20 protein-coding genes are annotated in these 21,270 nt (G+C 60.2%); 13 read left to right on the top strand and 7 right to left on the bottom strand.

Going from position 1 to position 21,270, the window contains the following annotated elements:
- Positions 1-153 precede the first annotated feature (153 nt).
- Entirely contained in the window at positions 154-570 is a 417-nt protein-coding gene (locus ACUY2T_RS08190) for a GntR family transcriptional regulator (RefSeq protein ID WP_448308225.1), read from the top strand.
- Positions 571-580: 10 nt separating this feature from the next.
- Positions 581-1,660: a DUF5808 domain-containing protein gene (locus tag ACUY2T_RS08195; protein ID WP_448308226.1), complete on the top strand. Its 1,080-nt coding sequence runs from the start codon at positions 581-583 to the stop codon at positions 1,658-1,660.
- On the opposite strand, the gene ACUY2T_RS08200 is transcribed toward ACUY2T_RS08195, so the two are convergent.
- The 3 genes from ACUY2T_RS08200 to ACUY2T_RS08210 are packed head-to-tail and all read right to left on the bottom strand — an operon-like array spanning position 1,652 to position 4,896.
- Positions 1,652-2,473 (bottom strand): SDR family oxidoreductase, encoded by an 822-nt coding sequence (locus ACUY2T_RS08200; protein WP_434814156.1) that lies wholly within the window; start codon positions 2,471-2,473, stop codon positions 1,652-1,654. The genes ACUY2T_RS08195 and ACUY2T_RS08200 overlap by 9 nt on opposite strands.
- Positions 2,474-2,489: 16 nt before the next feature.
- Positions 2,490-3,860: a mycothione reductase gene (mtr, locus tag ACUY2T_RS08205; RefSeq protein ID WP_448308227.1), complete on the bottom strand. Its 1,371-nt coding sequence runs from the start codon at positions 3,858-3,860 to the stop codon at positions 2,490-2,492.
- A complete protein-coding gene (locus tag ACUY2T_RS08210; protein WP_448308228.1) occupies positions 3,853-4,896 on the bottom strand; it encodes an alpha/beta hydrolase in 1,044 nt (347 codons plus the stop codon). The genes mtr and ACUY2T_RS08210 overlap by 8 nt, the downstream gene beginning before the upstream one ends.
- Positions 4,897-5,013: 117 nt before the next feature.
- Between ACUY2T_RS08210 and mqo the strand changes: the two genes are divergently transcribed.
- Positions 5,014-6,486, top strand: a complete 1,473-nt coding sequence (gene mqo, locus ACUY2T_RS08215; protein WP_293790108.1) for a malate dehydrogenase (quinone) — start codon at positions 5,014-5,016, stop codon at positions 6,484-6,486.
- On the opposite strand, the gene ACUY2T_RS08220 is transcribed toward mqo, so the two are convergent.
- Positions 6,483-7,850, bottom strand: coding sequence for a protein adenylyltransferase SelO family protein (locus ACUY2T_RS08220; RefSeq protein WP_448308229.1), 1,368 nt, complete (start codon positions 7,848-7,850; stop codon positions 6,483-6,485). The genes mqo and ACUY2T_RS08220 overlap by 4 nt on opposite strands.
- On the opposite strand from ACUY2T_RS08220, the gene cobA reads away from it, so the two are divergent.
- Positions 7,834-8,565 (top strand): uroporphyrinogen-III C-methyltransferase, encoded by a 732-nt coding sequence (gene cobA / locus ACUY2T_RS08225; RefSeq protein WP_448308230.1) that lies wholly within the window; start codon positions 7,834-7,836, stop codon positions 8,563-8,565. The genes ACUY2T_RS08220 and cobA overlap by 17 nt on opposite strands.
- On the opposite strand, the gene yaaA is transcribed toward cobA, so the two are convergent.
- Entirely contained in the window at positions 8,562-9,287 is a 726-nt protein-coding gene (yaaA, locus tag ACUY2T_RS08230; RefSeq protein WP_448308231.1) for a peroxide stress protein YaaA, read from the bottom strand. The two genes, cobA and yaaA, sit on opposite strands and share 4 nt — an antisense overlap.
- 68 nt (positions 9,288-9,355) lie before the next feature.
- Between yaaA and ACUY2T_RS08235 the strand changes: the two genes are divergently transcribed.
- Positions 9,356-11,137, top strand: a complete 1,782-nt coding sequence (locus tag ACUY2T_RS08235; protein ID WP_448308232.1) for a proline--tRNA ligase — start codon at positions 9,356-9,358, stop codon at positions 11,135-11,137.
- On the opposite strand, the gene ACUY2T_RS08240 is transcribed toward ACUY2T_RS08235, so the two are convergent.
- On the bottom strand, positions 11,112-12,035 hold the full coding sequence (locus ACUY2T_RS08240) for a twin-arginine translocation signal domain-containing protein (RefSeq protein ID WP_448308233.1): 924 nt from the start codon (positions 12,033-12,035) through the stop codon (positions 11,112-11,114). The two genes, ACUY2T_RS08235 and ACUY2T_RS08240, sit on opposite strands and share 26 nt — an antisense overlap.
- Before the next feature lie 42 nt (positions 12,036-12,077).
- On the opposite strand from ACUY2T_RS08240, the gene rimP reads away from it, so the two are divergent.
- The 8 genes from rimP (at position 12,078) to ACUY2T_RS08280 (ending at position 20,339) form a co-directional block, all read left to right on the top strand.
- Positions 12,078-12,653 (top strand): ribosome maturation factor RimP, encoded by a 576-nt coding sequence (gene rimP, locus ACUY2T_RS08245; protein ID WP_448308234.1) that lies wholly within the window; start codon positions 12,078-12,080, stop codon positions 12,651-12,653.
- 9 nt (positions 12,654-12,662) lie between these two features.
- Positions 12,663-13,676 (top strand): transcription termination factor NusA, encoded by a 1,014-nt coding sequence (gene nusA / locus ACUY2T_RS08250; RefSeq protein ID WP_293790127.1) that lies wholly within the window; start codon positions 12,663-12,665, stop codon positions 13,674-13,676.
- Positions 13,677-13,709: 33 nt separating this feature from the next.
- Positions 13,710-14,021 carry a YlxR family protein gene (locus ACUY2T_RS08255; RefSeq protein ID WP_448308235.1) on the top strand — a complete coding sequence of 104 codons (312 nt, stop codon included), beginning with the start codon at positions 13,710-13,712 and terminating at the stop codon, positions 14,019-14,021.
- A 193-nt stretch (positions 14,022-14,214) separates the two neighbouring features.
- Entirely contained in the window at positions 14,215-16,950 is a 2,736-nt protein-coding gene (gene infB / locus ACUY2T_RS08260) for a translation initiation factor IF-2 (RefSeq protein ID WP_448308236.1), read from the top strand.
- Positions 16,951-16,977: 27 nt separating this feature from the next.
- The gene (gene rbfA, locus ACUY2T_RS08265) at positions 16,978-17,403 is read left to right on the top strand and encodes a 30S ribosome-binding factor RbfA (RefSeq protein WP_293790135.1); all 426 of its coding nucleotides are present in this window, start codon (positions 16,978-16,980) and stop codon (positions 17,401-17,403) included.
- Positions 17,400-18,716 (top strand): MATE family efflux transporter, encoded by a 1,317-nt coding sequence (locus ACUY2T_RS08270; protein ID WP_448308237.1) that lies wholly within the window; start codon positions 17,400-17,402, stop codon positions 18,714-18,716. The genes rbfA and ACUY2T_RS08270 overlap by 4 nt, the downstream gene beginning before the upstream one ends.
- Before the next feature lie 49 nt (positions 18,717-18,765).
- Positions 18,766-19,587 (top strand): metallophosphoesterase family protein, encoded by an 822-nt coding sequence (locus ACUY2T_RS08275; protein WP_448308238.1) that lies wholly within the window; start codon positions 18,766-18,768, stop codon positions 19,585-19,587.
- A 20-nt stretch (positions 19,588-19,607) separates the two neighbouring features.
- Positions 19,608-20,339, top strand: coding sequence for a 4'-phosphopantetheinyl transferase family protein (locus tag ACUY2T_RS08280; protein ID WP_448308239.1), 732 nt, complete (start codon positions 19,608-19,610; stop codon positions 20,337-20,339).
- On the opposite strand, the gene truB is transcribed toward ACUY2T_RS08280, so the two are convergent.
- Entirely contained in the window at positions 20,336-21,262 is a 927-nt protein-coding gene (gene truB, locus ACUY2T_RS08285) for a tRNA pseudouridine(55) synthase TruB (protein WP_448308240.1), read from the bottom strand. The two genes, ACUY2T_RS08280 and truB, sit on opposite strands and share 4 nt — an antisense overlap.
- Positions 21,263-21,270: the final 8 nt, after the last annotated feature.

The raw sequence follows: 21,270 nt of genomic DNA on the forward strand, positions 1-21,270 counted from the left end.
CTGTTCGCAGGTGGTGTGGTGGTGTTGCCAAAAAATTTTTCTTGGCTTGTGTGGGCAGTATATAAACCGCTCCGGACAACCCCTTTGCGTAGAGGAGTAATTAATCGAACAGCGAACTAGAAATTTTTTGTATTACCCGTAGTAACACAGTGTGTGTTAGTATATGTAATACAGATTCTGAAGGAGGCTTTCCGCACCGTGTATCTCACAGTGGATCCTGACTCGCCTGTACCGATCGCCCAGCAGATCCACGACGGTATCGTGGCGGGGCTCGTCTCCGGCGAACTGCAGGACGGGCAACCTTTGCTTTCGGTGAGACGGCTGGCGGTGGAATATGGCGTCAATCCCGCAACCGTGAAGAAAGCATATGACCAGCTACAAGAAGACGGATTAGTACGCACGGCCGCGCGATCGGGCACCGTGATTGCGCGGCCTAAGCGGCCTAGTGCACAGCAGCGTGAACAGCTGCGCGAGGACCTCCGAGCCACGGTGTGGCGGGCACTCGCGCAGGGTTTCAAGACTGATGACATCTGCGCGACGGTTGACGACCTTACGGTGAAGTGGGATTAGGAGAACCATCATGACTACATTCGATCCATTCCTTGCAGGAGTGTTCTGCGTGACAGCACTGCTTGTAGGGCTGATCCTGGTGTGCACGCCGAAGCTGTCGTCGCCGGGCGTACGGTTGGGCGTGCGCGTGCCGGAGACACATTGGGGCGACGATGTTGTGCGGCGACAAGAGGGTACGTTCCTTAAACGCCAGGTTGCGGCGACTGTGGTCTCTGCGCTGCTCGCGATACCGGCCGCTGTGGTGCCAGTAGTTGGCGCAGTGCTGACCCTCGTGCCGGTGGGTTTCTTTATGTGGAATCTCAACCAGGCCGGGCAGCCAATACGCGAGGCCAAGCAGCGAGAAGGCTGGTTCGACGGCGTGCGCACGGTCGTGGCCGGGGAGATCACGCCGGCAGAGGACACATTCCCGCAACGTGCATGGGTTTTCACCTGGGCGGCGCTGGCTGTGCTCACTGTCGCAGCCGGGTACGTGGCCGCGCGGTGGGGTGATATTCCGGAGCGCTTCGCCACTCATTTCGGCAGTGGCTTCGAACCGGATAGCTGGGATAGCAAATCTGTGGGTTCGGTGTTCTTCCCGACGTTCTTTGGTGTGGGAATGGTGCTGCTTTTTGCGCTGATTACGGTCGCATTGTTGCGCGTTAGCGTGCCGGCCCGAGCGGATACGTCGCTGCGGGGGAAGGTTTCGCAGAAGATTGTTTGGCGTCATACGGCGATGTGGCTGGCGGTGATGAACGTTGCGGTGGCCATCTTGCTCGCTAGCCTGCAGGTTGTGACCGTGCTGCACACGGACTGGGTGGCTCCGGCCATAATCGGTTCGCTCGTGCTCGTGTTTGCGGTTTGTCTGGCCATGGTCGTGGCTCTGGCGAGGAAGCAGTCCGCGCTAGCGAACACGAGCGGCGAGGGGCGGGACAACGACGAGCACTACAAGTGGGGCATGTTTTACCACAACCCGGAGGATCCGGCCGTGATGGTCGACAAGCGCTTCGGGGTCGGCATGGACTTCAACTACGCCCACTGGCAGGGCAAGGTGTTCCTCGCTTTTATTGCGCTCGTGTTGCTCGCCTCGATCTCGTTGCCGTTCTTACTTTGACGCCCATCGGAACCCAGCGTTAAGCGCCTTCATCGCTCCCTTGTAGGCCCAGGGGGCGTTAACTTGTGCCCAGCGGGCCACTGGGATGTCGGGGCTGGTGTTGATGAGGTACTTGCCCTTGTCCACGCCCTTCAAAATTTTTTGAGCCGCCTTGGCGGGAGTGACCGCGTGGCCCTGGAACAGGGCCGTTGCTTTCTGTATGCGCTTCTTGGAGCGATCCACGCCGTGGATGTCAATGGTGCGTACCAGGGGAGTGTCCACCGCGCCGGGGGCAACGGCGTGCACGTCCACGCCGTAAGGGGCCAGGTCGAAGCGCAGCACCTCGCACATGCCAAGTACACCACCCTTGGAGGCGGAATACGCCGCGTGCCACGGCAGCCCGATGATGCCGGCGGCGGAGGAGACGAACACGAACTTCCGGCGCCCCTCGCCGCGTTCCATGAGCCCCGGTGCGAAGGCCTCCACCATGTGCACGGACCCCATCAGGTTCACGTCGATCACGCGCTGCCATTTCTCGTGCGGCATCGTTCGCACGTCGCCCCAGATGGCAATGCCAGCCACGTGGTGCACCTGGTCGGGAATGCCGTGGGCGGCAATGATGTCCTCCGCCCAGGCCTTTACAGCATCCACGTCAGTGACGTCGACAGTGCGCTGATCGGCGACGGTGCCGCCACGAGTGGAGATGTCACTGGCGGTGGAGGCGAGTCCTTTCTCGTCGCGGTCGCTGATGGCGACTGCATAGCCCCGTTCTGCCAGTTGCAGTGCTACCTCCCGACCGATTCCCGAGGCGGCTCCAGTGACGACTGCGAACATGGCGAAGGCTCCTTCATTAGTTTTCGAGATCTAACCCCAGCAGGGCGTTCTCGACCAATTCTGTCAGAGCAGGGTGGGGCCAATACTGCTTTTCGGCGAAATCGCGTGCAGTGATGCCGAAGGTCATGGCGGTGACAAAGCTTTGGATCAACGAGCTGGCCTCTGGCCCCATTATGTGTGCTCCGAGGATCTCGCCGGTGGTGCGGTCGGCAATTACCTTGCAGAAACCAGTGGTGTCTTCCATTGCCCAGCCGTAGGCCACGTCGCCGTACTTTTGGATCTTTACGGCGATGGGGCGGTCAGTCGCGCGGGCTTCGGCCTCGGTCATGCCCACTACGCCGATCTGCGGATGTGTGAACACACCGCTCGGAACCACCTCGTGATTGAACTTCCGCAGGTCGTCGGAGTGTGCGAGATTGTGCGCCACCACGCGAGCCTCGGCGTTGGCCACATGCTTGAGCTCGAAATCATTGCAGGCATCGCCCAGCGCCCACACACCCTCGGCGCTGGTGCGGCCGTACTCGTCGACCTCTATTCGGCCGTTCTCGGTGGTATTGACGCCACCCTTTTCACAATCCAACGTGTCCGAATTATTGACCCGACCCATCGCTACAAGAACCTCCTCGCCAGTGACGATGGTTCCATCGTCCAGGGTGAGAGAGACCTGCCCGTCGGCGGTTTCCTCGGCAGCGGTAATGGTGCGCCCGAGGTGGTTAGTCCACTGAGAGTCTGCCTGAGTTGTAAATGCCTCGGAGATGTCGGCGTCCAACTTCCGCAACAGCTTGTCCGAGCGATTGATAAGCGTGACTTGGGTGCCGAGGCCAGAAAACATCGCTGCGAACTCGACGGCGACGATGCCACCGCCGACGATGATGAGGGACTTAGGCAGTTCGGCGAGACGCATGATGTCCTCGTTCGTGCGGTAACGCACATTGGCTAGCGCGGGGTGGGGGCGTGGGCGACCACCGGTGGCGAGAACGATATTGGTGCCCGTGATGGTGGGGCCATCGTCGATCTGCAGAGTGCGTGGGCCGACGAAACGGGCAGTGCCTTCGAAGAGGGTGATATTTGGGGTTTCGTTCCCTGCGCGGTACTCCGCACCGGCATGACTAATGGGATCAATGCGGTCGCCGAAGACGCGCTGCTGGATACCCTTCCAATCGACGTGCTCGAGCGAGCCGGTGAGGCTTAGACGGGATGCCTCGGAGAAACCGCGGGCGACGTCGGCGGTGTGGACGAACATCTTGGTAGGGATGCAACCGACGTTGATGCAAGTGCCGCCGAAAATGCCCTTTTCAACGATGGCGATTCTTTGGTGCTCGTTGGCTGGGCTGGGCAAAGAGTTACCAGAGCCCGTGCCAACGATGATGAGGTCAAAATTATCCATGATGGATCTTCCTTTCATTGAAGACATCCGTGAGCCACTCGTCGGCGGCGGCGAATGCTCGCGCGCGAACCGAGGGCCGGGAGAGGAAAACATCGTGCAGGGCACCCTCGATGACAATGGTGGTGGAAAGGGATGCGGCATTGGAAGCCTGCTGCCACATCTGGCTGGGCATAAGGATGAGATCGGCGTTATAGGACTGCCGGGAGAGCGTTTTGGAAAAGTGGTGAGTGTGGCTAGTGAGGATCAGCGTAGGAACGCCGGTGTCACCCTTGCCAGAGTGCAGGCGGCGGATTTCTCGGGCGACGCCGAGTAGCCATTGGATGTACTTGGGGCGAGGTTCTAGAGGCTTGAGACGCAGGTTGTAGTTCCACTCACCGGCCTCGGTGACGTGCAGAGATTTGCCGTAGACCGGGTTGATGCCACCAGGAAGCAGGAGGTTGGGCCTTAGCTTGTTGATGACAGGCAGCACGCGGTTAATGGCGAAGCGGACCACCGGATTGAACTGAAGACCAAACCACGGCGAGTTCAAGACGATGGCGGCGATGGAGTTGTGGAGAGGGGAATTGGCGTCATAAAGGCGATGAGCCCACATCGTCACATCCAACCCGCCGGTCGAGTGTCCGACAGGAACCACCGTGCCGTGGGCGGCGGCCAAGAGCGCGGCGGCGGTAGAGAGATCCTCGTCGTAGAGCGACTGATCGCTGACATGGTGCCATGTCTGGCCTTCGCGCCAGGAGCGGCCACACTTGCGAAGATCGATACCGTAGACGGCGAAGCCACGTTCATGGAAATGACGGGCGACGTGATCTTGGAAGAAATAATCCGTCATTCCATGGACAAAAAGCATGGCGGGGCGAGCGAAAAAGGAATCGTCGGCGGCGCCCGGGCAGTAACGCACCAGGGTGCAGCGAATGGGGGATTCGCCATCCGGGTCTGCGCCTAGTTCAAGGAAGCATTGTCCAAAGCCTTCGCCCAGTTCATCGGGTAAAAATGTGAGATCTGCGGCGGATGGTGGAATCGCGGGACTAGTAACCATGCCCTCATGCTAGCGCCACAGGTAGGCGGATATCGTTGAAACCTCGGCCTATAGGCGTAGAGTAAATATGACGCAATAACAGTCTAACTTTGACGCCTCCGAAGGAATGAATACATAGTGGCAAATAAAGATTCTGTGGATGTAGCACTAATTGGTGCAGGTGTTATCTCCACCACGCTGTCCGTCATGCTGAAGCAGCTGCAGCCGGACTGGAGCCAGGTGATCATCGAACGGCTGGACACCCCGGGCGCGGAATCGTCCGACCCGTGGAACAACGCAGGCACCGGGCACTCTGCACTGTGCGAGCTGAACTACACCCCAGAGGTTAATGGGAAGATCGACATTTCCAAGGCCGTTGGTGTGAACGAGAAGTTCCAGGTTTCTCGCCAGTTCTGGAGCTACCTGGTGGAGCAGAACGTGCTGGGCGACCCGTCTGAGTTCATCAACAAGGTGCCGCACGTCTCCTTCGCTCAGGGTATGGATCAGGTCGACTACCTGAAGGCTCGCTACGAGGCGCTGAAGGATCACCCGCTGTTCCCGAACATGCAGTTCAGCGATTCCGATGAAAAGTTTGCCGAGTTCCTGCCGCTGATGGCTAAGGGCCGCGACTTCAACAACCCAGTCGCGATCTCCTGGTTCGATGAGGGTACCGATATTAACTACGGTGCGCTGACTCGCCAGTACCTGGATGCTGTCACCGCCCAGGGCGTGGAGGTGCGCTACGGCAACGAGGTCAAGAACATCTCTCGCGACGGCGAGAAGTGGAAGATCACTTCCAAGAACCTGCACACCGGCGACACGTCTGTGATCACCGCGAACTTCGTCTTCGTCGGCGCGGGCGGCATGGCTCTGCCGCTGCTGCAGAAGGCCGGTATCCCGGAGATCAAGGGTTACGGTGGCTTCCCGGTATCCGGCCAATGGCTGCGCTGCACCAACCCCGAGCTTGTGGAACAGCACCAGGCGAAGGTCTACGGCAAGGCTTCCGTGGGCGCACCGCCGATGTCCGTTCCGCACCTGGATACCCGCGTGATCGACGGTAAGAAGGGACTGCTGTTCGGCCCCTACGCAGGGTGGACTCCGAAGTTCCTGAAGAAGGGCAGCTACCTGGATCTGTTCAAGTCCCTGCGTGTGGGCAACATCCCGTCCTACCTGGGTGTGGGCGTGCAGGAGATGGGTCTGACGAAGTACCTCATCGAAGAGGTTCTGAAGGATCAGGCGGCTCGCGTGGAATCCCTGCGCGAGTACATGCCGCAGGCTCGTGCAGAGGATTGGGAGCTGGTTACCGCTGGCCAGCGTGTGCAGGTGATTAAGCCGATCGGTGCGCCGAAGTTCGGCTCCCTGGAGTTCGGTACTGCACTGATTAACTCCAACGACGGCACCATCGCCGGCCTGATGGGCGCATCCCCGGGTGCTTCCATTGCGCCGTCCGCGATGCTGGAGGTTCTGGAGCGCTGCTTCGGCAACCGCATCGCCGACTGGGCACCGAAGTTGAAGGAGATGATTCCTTCCTACGGCACCCGCCTGGCCAAGGACTCCAACCTGTTCAACGAGCAGTGGGATCGTTCCCAGAAGGCTCTGAAGCTGGTCTAAGTACCGCAGTAGGTCGTGAACTCGGCTTCCTCGCGCGGCACTGCCGCATGGAGGCCGAGTTTTTCGTATTTATCGTCCCATTCAAAGGGATTTTGCAGCGCCTCCAGCGCCAGTAGATAGCGGGTCATGTCACCCTTTTCGGCCTGTTCGAGCGCTGCCTGCATGCCGTGATTGCGTGGGAGGTAGATCGGGTTACGAGGATGCGGATCGGACTCCGACCAGCGTTCCGTCCACTCAGCGGCGCCGGGAGTGGACTCCAGACCCTGAGGAATAACACCGGGGGTCAAGTTCGCCAGCATTGCGTTGTAATCGGGCGCGGCGACCTGCAACAGATCCAGCAATTGCTCTGCACAATCCGGCGCTCCGAGTGCAGCTGCCATCTGCGCGTCCCACGCCTCGGCATACTGCGGCTGGAAGCGGTAAAGGCGCTCTGTAAATTTTTTGACGCCCTCATCCACCAGTGGCACCAGCGCCTCAGCTAGGCGTGCGAGGTTCCACATCATGACGGCGGGCTGCTGGCCGTATGCGTAGCGGCCACGGGTATCGATCGAGCTATACACCGTGTCGGTGGCGAAGTAGTCCATGAAAGCGCAAGGGCCGAAGTCTATCGTTTCGCCGGAAATCGCGACGTTGTCAGTATTCATCACACCGTGGATAAAGCCGAAGCGCATCCACTGGGCGACGAGTTCGGCTTGGCGGGTGATGGTGGCGTCAAAAAGGTCGAGGGGAGAAGAATCATCCGGAAAGTGGCGGGCAAGTGTGTAGTCGACGAGGCGCTCGGTGACTGTCGGCCCCATCAGGGCGGCGTATTGGAAGGTACCGATACGGATATGGGAGCTGGCGACGCGCACGCCAATGGCACCGGGGTGAAGTCCATTGCGCATGATGGTGCCGCCAGTGGTGAGGACTGCCAGCGAGCGGGCAGTAGGCACACCGAGAGCGTGGAGAGACTCGGCGAAGGCATACTCCTTCAGCGCCGCATCGAGGGGGTAATGGCCGTCACCACCGCGTGAGAAGGGGGTGCGACCAGTTCCTTTGGCATGGATATCCCGGCCGTCTTCGCGCAAGAGGAGTGCACGACCATCGCCCATGCGTGGATTGAATTGACCAAATTGATGGCCTGCATAGCCGAGTGCAAAGCACTTCCCCTGGCCAGTAAGGAAATCGATGCCCGCGGGGCTGCGGAGCCACTCTGGATCTAAGCCGAGGTCCTTAGCCAACGGTTCGTTAAGCACCAGTACCTGCGGATCGGGGAAGGACTCACCGACGCAGGGCAGTGCGAGTTCCGGGAATTCTTCAGCGAAGGTATTCATGGTGCTGACCATTGTAGGGGTAGGCTGAGAACTCATGAGTGAGACAGGCAAAGTGGTGCTAATTGGCGGCGGACCAGGGGCGTGGGACCTTATTACGGTGCGCGGCATGCACGCGCTGCAACAAGCCGACGTGATCTTGACCGACCACCTGGGGCCAACCAACGAGCTCGACAAACTCTGCGACGTGGAGGCTAAGGAGGTCATCGACGTCGCCAAGCTGCCCTATGCCAAGCAAGTGAGCCAGGAGAAAACCAACGAACTGCTGGTGGAACATGCGCGGGCAGGTAAGAACGTTGTTCGCCTCAAGGGCGGAGATCCGTTTGTGTTCGGGCGGGGGTTCGAGGAGGTTCAGGCATGCGCGGCCGCGGGGATCGCGTGCGAGGTGATCCCCGGCGTGACCAGTGCAGTGAGCGTTCCCGCTGCTATCGGCGTGCCGGTTACACAGCGCGGAGTGGTCCATGCGTTTACCGTGGTCTCCGGCCATGTGGCGCCGGATAGCCCTCGTAGCCTAGTGGACTGGCGAGCGCTCGCGGCCTCTAAAGCCACACTGTGCGTAATCATGGGCGTGCGCAATGTCGCAGCCATTGCTGCAGAACTCCATGCCGGGGGCTTAAGCGCAGACACCCCGGCAGCTGTGATTCAGGAGGGCACCACGGAACAGCAACGCGGGTTCCGCTGCACACTCGGCACTCTGGCGGAAACCTTCGAGGTTAACCATGTGACCTCCCCGGTGGTGTATGTGATCGGCGAGGTGGCAGGGCTCTAGACCACCAGGGTGAGTTCCGTGGACGTTTCCTCGACGTTAAACCCGGCGGTACGGGCTATGTCGGCGACTTCACTAGGCGAGGAAGCTACGGGGTTCTGAACCAGGGCGCGAGCCAGCAGCCCCTTGTAATGCTTGTTGAAGTGGCTGACGACCTTGCGGCTGCCGTCCGGACGCACAGACTCGACGCGCACAGTGACAGCCGACTTTAGCTTCCCCAGTTGCTGGTACGCCCCGGAGCGCAAATCGACCACCAGGCCGTGTTCCTCCTCCGCGCGTTCGAGCGCCTCGGTAATGGCGGAACCCCAGCGCTTCTTCAACGTGGTTCCCGGCGGCAGCTTGGTGCCTCCGGAGAGTCGGTAGTGGGGGATCGGATCCTCAGCCATCACTAGGCCAAACAGTGCGGAGCCGATAGCTAAATGAGGTGTGGTGGCGTCGCTTAGAGAAGACGCATCGAGCGCATCGTAGAGCACACCCGTGTACCGGTGTACTGCGGGCATCGTCGGGGCGGTGCGGAGAATCTGATTGGCATCGACTTCACCGCGCAGCTTTTCGGACAGCCCGAGAACCTGCAGGGCAACGTCCGGTTCAGCGGTGCACAGGTCTACCAGATCCTCGGTTAGCTCTTCGCGGATCGGGTTGAGCTCCGGGAAGTGCAGCGGTGCGCCGGCGGGCAGAGTACCACCAGGAGCCTTGGTTTCGGATGGGGGAAGCACAACCAGCATTCCCAAAGACTAGCTAAACCCCCACCGATCGACACAAGTCAAAGGGGGAAAAGGTAAAGTCTTGATTCATGATTACTCGGATGTCACAACTATTCTTGCGGACCCTGCGTGACGACCCCGCAGACGCAGAGGTGCCCAGCCACAAGCTGCTGGTACGCGCGGGATACATCCGCCGCGTTGCCCCCGGCGTTTACTCGTGGTTGCCGCTGGGCCTACGGGTACTGCGCAACATTGAAAAAATCGTGCGCGAGGAAATGAATGCCATCGGAGCGCAGGAACTTTCCTTCCCCGCGCTGCTGCCCCGCGAGCCCTACGACACGACCGGACGCTGGGTCGAATACGGCGACGCATTATTCAGGCTAAAGGACCGCAAAGACGCGGATTACCTGCTGGGGCCGACGCACGAGGAAATGTTCGCCTCCATCGTGAAGTCTGAGTACAACTCCTACAAGGACTTCCCGGTAATCCTTTACCAGATCCAGACGAAGTACCGTGACGAAGAACGTCCGCGCGCTGGCATCCTGCGCGGCCGCGAGTTCATTATGAAGGATTCTTACTCCTTTAATATGGACGACGAGGGGTTGGAACAGTCCTATCAGCTGCACCGCAAGGCCTACCAAAATATTTTCGATCGTCTGGGTATCGAATATGCGATCTGCTCGGCGACCTCCGGCGCCATGGGCGGATCCGCTTCCGAGGAATTTCTGGCCGTGGCTGCCAACGGTGAGGACACGTTCGTGCGCTCTACTGACAGCGACTATGCCGCGAACGTAGAGGCTGTGGTGACGCAGGTGCCGCCGACTCGCCCGATTGAGGGGCAGCCGGAAGCCAAGGAATACGACACTCCCAATGCCGAAACCATTGAAGCTCTGGTGGAGTGGGCCAATAGCGAAGGCATCACCATCGACGGTCGTGCCGTGGAGGCTGGCGATACTCTGAAGTGCATCGTCGTCAAGGTTAACGATCCGACGCTGGACGAGGAAGGCAACCAGCGTGGTGAATCCCTGGCCGGTGTGCTGGTGCCCGGCAACCGCGAGGTAGATATGAAGCGCCTCGAAGCAGCCATGGAGCCGGCACAGGTTGAGCTGGCCGGTGAGGAAGAGTTCAAGAAGAACCCCTTCCTGGTTAAGGGATACGTTGGGCCGAAGAGCCTGGCGGACAACGGCGTACGAATGTTGGCTGATCCGCGCGTGGTGGAGGGCACCTCCTGGATTACCGGTGCGGATGCAAAGGATCGCCACATCGTCGGAATGGTTGCGGGGCGCGATTTCACCCCGGACGGGTTTGTGGAGGCAGCCGAGGTGCTGGAAGGCGACCCATCGCCGGATGGAAAGGGTACCTTGACACTGGCCCGTGGCATCGAGATTGGCCACATCTTCCAGCTGGGGCGTAAGTACACCGAGGCCTTTGATGTGAAGATTCTAGACGAGGCAGGCCGCCAGTCAGTACCGACCATGGGCTCCTATGGCGTGGGCGTGTCCCGCCTGGTCGCCGTGATTGCCGAGCAGATGCTGGACGATTCCGGCCTGCGTTGGCCCGCAGCGGTTGCGCCCTTTGATGTGCACGTGGTCATCGCCAACAAGGATGCCGCCGCAGGTGAGGCTGCGGTGGAACTGGTGGAGACCTTGTCGAACGATGGTCTCGAGGTGCTGTTCGACGACCGACCGAAGGTTTCCCCGGGCGTGAAGTTCAAGGACTCCGAACTGCTGGGTATGCCTTTGGTAGTCGTCGTAGGCCGTGGCTTTGCCAATGGCAAGGTGGAACTCCGCAACCGGATGACGGGGGAGACCTTCGAGGTCGACTATCCGGATGCGTTGGCTGAGGTTAAGCGGGCTCTCCGCGGAGAGTAATCTTTCGCGGATCTTTACCCTGGAGTCGTTCCAGTGCAGCCTCGTCGCAGGCAGTCGCCTTGAGCCAGCCCGTGGCGAACTCCACGGCCTGGGGGTTGGTTGCCCGAGCCGAGATGCGCCGAAGCTGCACGGAAATGGGCAAGATAGTGGGGTAGAGATACTCCGCCGCGGCTGTCATGTTATCTGCCTTGCCCTGGGTGTATCCGGGGTCCGGTGCGGGGACTTCCGCCCCCAGCTCCTCGAGAACGTCGATGCATTGATCCCGTAGCGTGCGGAGTTCATTAGCGATCTTCTGGATGCTCGCCCTGCCATCGGGGGTGGCGTCCTTCGCGAGAGCTACTCCAGTAGCAAAAATGGCGCCATAAGTGAGCGTCAAGACAGTGCCGAACTCGGCAGCGGCGTCAGAAAACCCATCTGCGATTTCTTTGGAAACGCGCGTGGGATGGGCGTTGGTCTGAGACATCTTCTGATTTGCGGCAACATAGGCTGCGTAAAGACCTGCGACGAGCCCCTTCTGATCACCATCCAGCGCGCGCTCGTAGGCCTCCTTTAAGGAGATACCCTGGTCCGCCTGTGAGCTATCGGTGTCTAAAAATTTCTCCTTGCACTGTTGAGGTGTATTACCGTCCTTGTCTACACCGCACTGTCGAAGCGCTTCTTGCTGTACAAGGTCATACTGCTTGCCGAGGAACTTTGACCACTTCGGGTCTCGCTGTGAGTTCTTGATCGCGGCGGCCAATCGCACAAGCTGTTCGTTGGGCTCTGGCTCTTTGGAAAATGACGCCAACCCGGTTTCACAGGCGGACAGTGTCAACCCCGCCCCAAGAAGTGCGCTGGTGCCGAGGAAACGACGGCGAGAAAGGGGCTGGCGGGGAAAGCGAGAGCTGGTCTTATTCATCAGGACTAGAAGTCTACTAGAAGGTGTTGCCTGCTAGACTCCGTGGTCATGGCATTTCCACACAAAGAGCAGCTGGAAAGCTCGCTGGGCGGGCTGGTTAAAGAATTCGGATTGGTGGTCGAGGACATCAAGATCACCAAAGCCGGGGCAAAATCGGCGATCCGCATTGCGGTGGATACTGCCGACCCACGTGCAGAACGACCGGATCTGGATCAGCTGGAGGAACTCAGCCGGGAGGTGTCGACCCACCTGGATGAGTCGGAAGCGAAAGGCGAGATGAGCTTCGGGCCGGGGTATACCCTGGAGCTATCGACACCTGGCGTCGACTTTCCATTGACAGAACAGCGCCACTGGGTGCGCAACATTGGGCGCCTTGTGCGTACACAGCAGGGACTGCGCCGCATCGCGCAGGTCGATGGCGAAGATGTCATATTGATCACACCTGATAAGAAACAGCCCAGCGTAAGCCGCGTGCGATTCGCAGATGTCGCCGGTGCGGTGGTAGAAGTGGAATTCTCACCAGCTCCGGCAGCAGAAGCCGACCTCGTTGGACTGACGATCGAGGCCTATGGATTGTCGGGTGCGGAAGACCAGCAGGATAGTCCGGCCGAAAACTAGGAGAAACAAGTGAATATTGATATGGCAGCGCTGCGCGCAGTCGAAAAGCAGGAGTCGGTTGATTTCGATGACCTGCTAGAGGGGGTTAAACGGGGTCTGCGCGAGGCGTATCGCGCAAACAGCCACTTCACGGGGCCAGTCGACGTGGACATTGATCCTATTAGCGGCGAGGTAACCATCTACCAGGTGGAAAAAGACGAAGATGGCAATGTCACCGGTCGTATCGATGACACCCCGAAGAACTTCGGTCGCGACGGCGCGCTGGCGGTCCGGGAGGCAATTCGCTACCGCATCAACTCCGCTCGCGTACAGAGCCGCTACGACGAATACGCCGAGCTGCGTTACCGTGTGGTCTCCGGAGTGGTCTCTGCTGATGCTCGTGCGAATGAGCGCGGCGTGACCGTCGTGCACCTAGGCACCGAGGCGCGAGGCCAGGACGGGCAGATCCTGCCTGCCGAGCACATCCCCGGCGAGAAGCTGGAGCACGGCATGCGCGTCAAGGCCTTCGTCACGGACGTTATTAACAATGCCAACCGCATGGTGCAGATCAACCTTTCCCGCACCCACCCAGAGCTGGTGAAGGGACTCTTCGCTCTCGAGGTGCCGGAAGTGGCCGATGGTTCCGTGGAAATTGTCTCCGTGGCACGCGAGGCTGGCCACCGCACAAAAATCGCCGTGCGATCCACTGTAAAGGGGCTCAACGCGAAGGGAGCCTGCATTGGGCCTCGTGGACAGCGCGTCTCCAATATTATGCACGAGCTGGGAGGGGAGAAGATCGACATCATTGACTTCTCTGATGATCCGGCAACGTTTGTCGGCAATGCCCTGTCCCCATCCAAGATTGTCAGCGTGAAGGTTACCGACCCGGAGATGCAGATCGCCCGCGCCGTTGTTCCGGATTATCAGCTCAGCCTAGCCATTGGTCGGGAAGGGCAGAACGCTCGCCTCGCAGCGCGTCTGACCGGTTGGAAGATCGACATTCGTTCGGAGACCGACGCCGCCGCGGAGGACACACCCAGTTAACCGTTTCCGTGGGCGGCGCGATACACTGGACAGGTGGTATCCCATGAGTGCCCCACAAACAAGCACCTTCCACTTAGGACGTGCATTGCAACAAAGCAGGTGATGGGAATAGATCACCTGCTCCGTTGCGTTGTACATCAAAGCGCGGAGGGGATTCAGGTCGTGCCTGACCCGGAAAAGAAATTGCCCGGGCGAGGTGCATGGATCACGCCGACTGTGGAGGCATGGGAAATCGCCGTCAAGCGTAGGGCTTTCAGCCGTGCGCTGAGGGTATCCGCCAACGTGGATGCAGACCCTGTACGTGACTACATCGTCACACTGCCAGTAACAGTGGAGAATACGTGACGACCGCGAAAGTGGGCGTCAACGAAAAGGACGAGGAACTTACGTCGACATGAAGAACAACGAACACTGATGAGAACGCGATGAAGCAGCATCAGCGATGAGTATCTACAAGTACGGGAGTCGTACGTAGCCCGGCTGCAGGTGAGCCTGCACGCTTGAGCGCACTACGGCTCCGCAAACATGAAGGAGAGTAGTGGCCGGAAAGCTACGCGTACACGAGTTGGCCAAGGAACTCGGAGTGACGAGCAAGGAATTGCTTGCCACCCTGAAGGAACAGGGCGAGTTCGTTAAGACCGCTTCCTCAACGGTGCAGCCGCCCGTTGTGAAGAAGATGAAGAAGCACTACGGGGTAGGACAGGAGTCCGCTAAGGAGCCTGCTAAGCCCGCAGCAAAGCCCGCCGCCAAGCCAGGCCCGAAGCCGGGGCCGAAGGCAGCATCGAAGCCTGGTGCGAAGCCTGGCCCCAAGCCGGGACCAAAGCCGGTTAAGAGCACCAACCCGGTTGCTAACGCTGGCACCAAGCCCACCTCCACCGTGAAGCCGGGCGAGAAGCCGGCACCCAAGCCCGCTCCAAAGCCGGGGCCGAAGCCCGGTGCCAAGCCAGGACCAAAGCCGGGGGCTAAGCCAGGCCCGAAGCCGGGTGGTCGCGCACCACGCGTGGCCAACAACCCGTTCTCTTCCGGTGAACCTGCTCCGCGTCCGCGCGGTGGACAGGCAGCGCCTGGGGATATGCCGCGTCCGGGTAGCCGACCGGGCAACAAGAAGCCCGGCCCGAAGCCAGGTGCAGGTAAGACCGGTGCAAAGCAGGGCGGTGCAAAGCAGGGCGGCGGTCGTCGTCCGTCGCCGGCCATGATGCCGAGCCACCCGAATCCCGCACAAATGCCGTCGAAGTCGGACAATAGCTTCGGCGGCGGACGTGGTCGTGGTGGACGCCATGGTGGACCGGGCGGCCCCGGTGGCCCTGGTGGTCCGGGAGGCCCGCGCGGTGGACGCGGTGGGCGTCGCGGCGGCACCGCAGGTGCATTCGGCCGTCCAGGCGGTGCCCCGCGTAAGGGACGCAAGTCGAAGCGTCAGAAGCGCAACGAGTACGAGGCAATGCAGGCGCCGAGTGTCGTTGGCGGCGTGAAGCTGCCTAACGGCAAGGGCGCAAAGATTCGCCTTGCACGCGGTGCATCCTTGATGGACTTCGCAGAGAAGATCGACGCAGATGCAGCAGCACTGGTCCAGGCTCTGTTCAACCTGGGCGAAATGGTGACCGCTACTCAGTCGGTCTCCGACGAGACATTGATGCTGCTCGGCGAGGAAATGGATTACAAGGTCGAGGTCGTCTCCCCAGAGGACGAGGACCGCGAGCTGCTGGAATCCTTCGATCTGCAGTTCGGTGAGGACGAAGGCCAGGATGAAGACCTGGCTCAGCGTCCTCCGGTGGTTACCGTCATGGGTCACGTCGACCACGGTAAGACTCGACTGTTGGATACGATTCGCGAGGCGAACGTCGGTGGCGGCGAGGCCGGCGGTATTACCCAGCACATTGGCGCCTACCAGGTCTCCGTGAACATGGAGGGCGAGGATCGCCTGGTCACCTTCCTGGATACCCCGGGTCACGAGGCCTTTACCGCCATGCGTGCTCGCGGCGCGAACTCCACCGATATCGCGATCCTGGTGGTCGCTGCGGATGACGGTGTAATGCCGCAGACCGTAGAGGCGATTAACCACGCCAAGGCCGCTGACATCCCTGTCGTGGTTGCGGTGAACAAGATCGATAAGGAAGGCGCCCAGCCGGACAAGATCCGTGGTCAGCTGACCGAGTACGACCTGATTCCGGAGGAGTACGGCGGCGACACGATGTTCGTGGATATCTCTGCAAAGCAGGGCACCAACATCGACCAGCTGCTGGAATCCGTCTTGCTGACCGCAGATGCTTCGCTGGATCTGCGCGCAAACCCGGATATGGACGCCCAGGGTGTGGCCATCGAGTCTCACCTGGATCGTGGTCGCGGACCGATCGCTACCATCATCGTGCAGCGCGGTACGCTGCGCGTGGGTGATTCGATTGTCGTTGGTGACGCCCACGGTCGCGTGCGCCGCATGATCGACGAACACGGCCGTGACGTTACCGAGGCAGGTCCGTCTTGCCCGGTACAGGTTCTGGGTCTGACCAGCGTGTCCGGTGCCGGCGACAACCTGTTGGTTGTTGACGAGGATCGCACCGCTCGCCAGATTGCCGATCGCCGCAATGCACGTCGCCGTAACGCCATGCAGGCCAAGAACCGCAAGCGTGTGTCCCTGGAAGATCTGGATGCGGTGTTGAAGGAAACCAACACCCTGAACCTGATCCTGAAGGGCGACAACGCAGGTACGGTCGAGGCTCTGGAAGACGCGCTGCTGAAGATCGAGGTCGACGACGAAGTGGATCTGAACATCATCGACCGCGGTGTCGGTGCGGTGACGGAAACCAACGTCAACCTGGCCGCGGCGTCGGACGCAGTCATCATCGGCTTCAACGTACGCGCTGAAGGTAAGGCTACCGAGGTAGCTAACGCCGAGGGCGTGGATATTCGCTACTACTCGATTATCTACAAGGCAATCGAAGAGGTTGAGGCAGCGCTGAAGGGCATGCTGAAGCCCATCTACGAGGAGCGCGAGATCGGCAAGGCGGAAATCCGCCAGATCTTCAAGGCTTCTTCTGTGGGCCTCATCGCAGGTTGCATGGTGGAAACCGGCAAGGTTCGCCGCAATGCACAGATCCGCCTCATCCGCGACGGCAGTGTCGTGGCGGAGAAGGCGACGATCGAGTCACTGCGCCGCGAAAAGGACGATGTCACCGAGGTCTCCGCAGGTTACGAGTGCGGTATGGTGCTGTCGTACCCGGATATCCAGGTCGACGACATCATCGAGGTCTTCGAGCTGGTCGAGATCCCGCGCACTTAAGGGTGCTCGAGTTACAAGGAGAGGTTCATGGTTGATCACGCACGTGCTGCACGCATGGCCAAGCGCATCCAGCAGATTGTTGCCACGGCTATTGAGCGGCAGATTAAGGATCCGCGCCTGGAGTTCGTGACCATTACGGACGCGCGCCTCACCGGCGACCTCCACGACGCGACGGTGTTCTACACCGTGCGTGGTAAGACCGTGGACGCGGAGCCGGATACCGCTGCGGCGGAGGAGGCCTTGACCAAGGCGAAGGGACAGCTGCGCAAAATCGTTGGCGATCAGCTGAGCGTGCGCTTCACCCCGACCTTGAGCTTTAGCCTGGACACTGTGCCGGAGGCGTCAGCGCACTTTGAGGAGCTGCTGGCCAAAGCGAAGGCTCAGGACGAGGCTCTGCGTGCGCAGTCCGCCGGCGCCCGTCCGGCGGGTGACGAGGATCCGTACAAGTCTTGATTAAACAAGACGCTACTGCCGGCCAGGCCGATGCCCGAAAAATTTTGGGATTGGCCTGGCCGGCCCTCGTTGTTTTGGCGGCCACACCGCTGTACTTGCTGTTAGATACGGCGGTCGTTGGGCGGCTGGGCGCTACCGACCTTGCCGCATTGGCTGCGGGCGCCACTGTTCTTAGCACTGTTACTACTCAGCTAACCTTCCTTTCGTATGGTACGACGGCTCGCGCTGCGCGTCATTACGGTGCAGGTCGCCGCGCTGCCGCTATTTACGAGGGGTTGCAGGCCACGTGGGTCGCGCTGGCGGTGGGAGCCGTGCTGGCGGTGTTGGTTTTCGCCTTTACTCCGCAGATTATGGGGTTGTTTACTAGTGACGCCGCCGTGGTCTCCGAGGCCACGAAGTGGATGCGAGTGACCTGTGGGTCCATCATCCCGGTGTTGTTCACCATGGCAGGCAATGGCTGGTTGCGCGGGATGTCGAATACTAAGCTGCCGCTGTGGTTCACGCTTGCCGGCGTGATACCGATGGCTGTGATCGTCCCACTGTCGGTGCAGCGCTTTGGGTTGGTGGGATCTGCGTATGCGAATGTTCTGGGGGAGAGTATTACCGCGGCGTGCTTCCTCGGTGCTCTGGTCGTGCATTGGCGAGCGGAGGAGGATGGGAAGTCTCTAGCTCCCAATTGGCTGGTGATTCGTTCTCAACTGGCGATGGGGCGTGATCTTATTTTGCGCAGCCTGAGCTTCCAGGCGGCGTTTATCTCTGCGGCTATGGTGGCAGGACGGATGGGGCCTGCTCCTTTGGGCGCCCACCAGGTGTTGCTTCAGCTGTGGAATTTTCTCACCTTGGTTTTGGACTCCGTCGCAATCGCGGCGCAGGCACTGGTGGGTGCGGCCCTGGGAGCTGGGTCGTTTGCGGCAGCCCGCAAAGTAGGCGTGTCCGTGCTGCGGTTTTCCGTGGCGGCATCGCTGATTCTGGCCGCTGGTTTGGCGGCGGGGGCGCACGTCATCCCGCGCATCTTTACGACGGATGCCGATGTGCTCGCTACCATTGGCGGTCCGTGGTGGCTGCTGGTGCTTTTGGTCTTGGCCGGGGGCGTGGTTTTTGCGCTGGACGGCGTGTTGTTGGGCGCTGCGGATACGGCATTCCTGCGTACCGCAACGATCATCTCGGTACTAGCGGGTTTCCTCCCTTTAGTGTGGCTTTCCTGGGCGTTTGGCTGGGGTTTGGTCGGCGTGTGGTGGGGTCTTTTTGCCTTCATCGTGATCCGTTTGATGTTCGTCAGCTGGCGCTTTAGTGGCGATAAATGGGATAACTAGTGTTACGCTTGTTAACACTTGTGACTTGAGCTGGAGAGGGGAGTACCCGATGCCCCGCACGCTGTGGGCGGTGAGCGACCTACACGTCCGTGCTCCCGGCAACAAGGACCTGGTACGTGATCTCGTTCGCCCCACGGATCCAGCAGACTGGCTGATCGTCGCCGGCGACATCGCCGAGGATCTGCCGTCCATCGAACGCACCCTCGGTCTGCTTCAAAGTCGGTTTGCACAGGTGATTTACACCCCTGGCAACCATGAGCTGTTCAGTCGCACGAGTGACCGCGTACATGGCCGCGCCAAGTACGATGCCGTCATCGCCACGGCGCAGCGCCTGGGAGTCCTTACACCGGAAGATCCTTTCCCGACATTCGCCGGTCGCACTGTCGCACCCCTGTTCACCCTTTATGACCATTCATGGCGTGATTCTTCTAAGACGCCCACTGCAGCGTTGGCCGCAGCTCGCGACAAAGGCATAGTGCTCATGGATGATTTTGCGATTGCCCCTTACGAGGACATCGTGCTCTGGTGCCGCGAGCGACTGCGTTACTCAGTGCGGCGCCTGGCGGCAGTGGAAGGGCCAACAATCCTGGTCAATCACTGGCCTTTGGTGCGCGAGACGATGGTCAACGTAAAGCACAAGGAGATCGGCCTTTGGTCCGGTACACGGCACACACAGGAATGGCCGCAACGCTATGAAGCGGATGTTGTGGTTTATGGGCATTTGCATATTCCGGTAGAGTTTTCGCTCGGCAATGTAACGCACACCGAGGTCTCACTCGGTTACCCGAGAGAGCGGAAGATCACACTTCCGCCCCGCTTGGAAAAGAAACTATGGCCCTATCCGGTAGCCGTAGATAGCAGTTGGCGATAGCAGTTCGAGGAGGTGACAGCATGAGACAGAACGGAACCCTAATTACGGATCTCGACGATGTAGCCGTCGTGGAGAGTTTCGGCGCACAGCAGCCGACCATTCCGCGCGGATTGCTGCCTCGCGGTGCTGCGTGCGCCGAACTGCATAACGAGGCCGGGGATCTAAGCCAGTTCCATGCACTCTCAGCTGAGGAGCAAGAGCTGGTGTGTGGAGCTGTGGATCGTCGCAAGGCTGACTTTGGCGATTCCCGGTGGTGCGCCCACCAAGCCTTGAAGAACTTTATGGATGCCCACCCGCCGATTCTGCGTGGCCCCCGGGGCATGCCGTTGTTCCCCGAAGGCGTAGTTGGTTCGCTCACGCACACAGCGGGCTTCCGCGCTGCGTTGCTGGCACCTGCCCGCCGCTGGGCCTCAGTGGGAATTGACGCGGAAAAGGCGATTCCTCTACCCGAGGGCGTGTTCAACACCATCGCCCGGCCGGGGGAACAACGGCGCATTCGCCGCACAATGCGTGCCAACGATCTTCAGCTTTTGGACACGGTGCTCTTTAGCGCGAAGGAAGCCACCTACAAGGCCTGGTTCCCTCTGACACATCGCTTCTTGGATTTCGACCAGGCCGATATTGATCTGCGCGCCGACGGAACCTTCACCTCGTATCTGCTGGCTCGTCCGGTTCCGGTGCCGTTTATTCAGGGGCGTTGGATCATCCGCAATGGCTTGGTCATCACTGCGGCAGCTGTGCCGGCTAACTAGGCAAGGCCCGCAGGGCGGGCGACGAAGACACTGGCGGCACGCTTTCCTTTCTCCTCAATCAGCGCGATCGCGTGCCCGGATGGGGCGACCGCTGCGGTAACGCCCTTGTTACCCACCGGCTCTAGCCATTTGCCCAGGGAAAGGTCGACGCCTTCAGACTCGCTGATCTCTCGTGTGGCGAAGCAGCGAACCATAGCTTCGTCCAGGTTTAGCGTGAGCGTAGGGTTCGCGTCGAGTTGCTCCAATGTGCGAGCCTCTGAAATGTCGAAAGGCCCCACCGATGTGCGACGCAACATTGTCAGGTGACCGCCCACGCCCAAGGCAGCACCCACGTCCCGTGCAATCGCCCGAATATAGGTGCCACTCGAACAGTGCACGGAAATGCTGACGTCGATGCAAGAGGGGGCGTCATTATCAACTACGTCGTGTACCTCCAGCGAGAAGATGGTAACGGGGCGCTCCGGCAAAACGACCTCGTGTCCCTCGCGAACTAATTCATGGGCGCGCTTGCCGTCGATCTTGATGGAGGAGACGGACGTTGGGCGTTGCATGATGTCGCCGGTCTGAGTGGCGAAGGCCGTGCGGATCTGCTCCTCGGTAAGAGTCGCCAACTTCTCCGGCGAGGCGGTAAAGGTTATGTCTCCCTGTGCATCGTCGGTGTGAGTTGCCATACCGAGACGCACGGTCGCCTCGTAGCGCTTATCGTGCGCGACGACATGAGCCAAAAACTTTGTTCCTCTTTCGACGCCCACAACTAGCAGCCCCGTGGCCAGGGGATCGAGGGTTCCCGAATGGCCAACCCGGCGCGTACCCATGATCCGGCGGAGCTTGGCCACCATGTCGTGTGAGGTAGGTCCGGAGGGCTTATCGACCAAAACCACGCCGGAGCGGCTCAGGATGGAAGGGGTACTGCGTTGATTCATACTCACAG

Source organism: Corynebacterium sp. 22-2729, assembly GCF_053479475.1.